The organism is Rheinheimera baltica (genome assembly GCF_030731985.1).
In the GTDB taxonomy this organism is placed as follows: Bacteria; Pseudomonadota; Gammaproteobacteria; order Enterobacterales; family Alteromonadaceae; genus Alishewanella; species Alishewanella baltica.
In genome coordinates, this window is the sequence record NZ_JAPJDY010000024.1 from 1 (window position 1) to 1,418 (window position 1,418).

Here is a 1,418-nt window from a genome sequence, read left to right on the forward strand (position 1 = left end):
GGCGCCGATGATACGGCTGGCGGTGCCGTCAATGGCGAGTCCGATAGGGTAGCTGTCAGCTTCAGGCTGGGTGATGTTATAGCTGGTACTGAAAGTGGTGTTCTCGGTAGGGCCATAGACATGGAGCAGGGTGGTGGGTTTACCTGCTGTCAGGATCCGGGCGACGGCGCCGTTATCGACATGCTCACCGCCAAACAGCAGAGTGTCAAGAGTGGCAAAGCCATCTGGCTGTTGCCATGCCATCTGATTAAAGATAGCGGTAGTGACAAAGAGCACGCTGACGTGATGCTGCTGCAGGGTGTGGCAAAGCGCCTTGCAATCGAGCAGGGTATGTTTGTCGATAAAGTGCAGGCGGGCACCGTTGAGCAATGCCCCCCAGATTTCAAAGGTAGCAGCATCAAAAGAGCAATTGGAAGCTTGTGCGATAACCTGCTCAGGAGCAAGCTGCACATAATGGCTGTTGCACACCAGGCGGACAATATTATGTTGCCGGACCATAACCCCCTTGGGGTTGCCGGTGGAGCCAGAGGTGTAAATGACATAGGCCAGTCGCTCTTGGGCAGGGCGGTGATCTGTCATAGCAGTCAGTGTGTCATCGTCAGCCAGCAGTGTGGCATCATCCAGCCGCAGACGCCGGACGGGCAATACGCTGAGCATGGCATCGGTATCCTGCTCTGTGAGCACCAACCTGGCTTGACTGTCTTCCAGCATAAACTGAATACGGGACTGTGGGTATTCCGGGTCCAGCGGCAAATAGGCTGCCCCGGCTTTGAGGATAGCGAGTATGGCAACCACCATGTTGGGACCACGCTCAAGACTGAAGGCAACCAGCTCACCGGGTTGCACGCCATGACGGCGCAGACATGCAGCCAGGCGATTGGCCTGCAGGTCAAGAGTCTGATAAGTAATGGCGGATGTGCCGCTGTACATGGCGATGGCTGCAGGGCGTTGGCGGACTTGTTCGCTAAACAGCTCTGTCAGGCCGGAGGAAACAGGGTAATCGGCCGTAAACTGGCGGGTTTGCTGCAAATAACGATGTTGGCTGGCAGGTACAATGGGCAGCGTACTGAGCGGAGCATCGGGTTGCTGGCAAATGGCATTGAGTAACAAAGCAAAGCTGTCGGCCAGCGTAGAAATAGTGTCCGGGTCAAACAGACCTGCGTCATATTCCCAGTGGGCCGTAAGGCCCTGCTCCGTTTCTGCCATGGCCAGCGTCAGGTCGAACTTAGCCGGCGTTTCGGTGGCTTGCAGCGGACAGAGAGTGAGTCCGGGCAGGGCGATAGCCTGGCGTTCATTATTTTGCAGGGTAAACATAATTTGAAATAGCGGTCGCTGCTGGGCGCCACGCTCTGGTAGCAGGGTTTCGACGACCATCTCAAACGGCGGCGTCTGATGCTGATAGGCTGCCAGTGCCGTGT

At 56.5% G+C, this 1,418-nt stretch carries 1 protein-coding gene; it reads right to left on the reverse strand.

The annotated features are described in order from the left end of the window. The coding region (locus tag ORJ00_RS18945) for an AMP-binding protein (RefSeq protein ID WP_306140555.1) at positions 1-1,418 on the reverse strand (1,418 nt) is incomplete at both ends.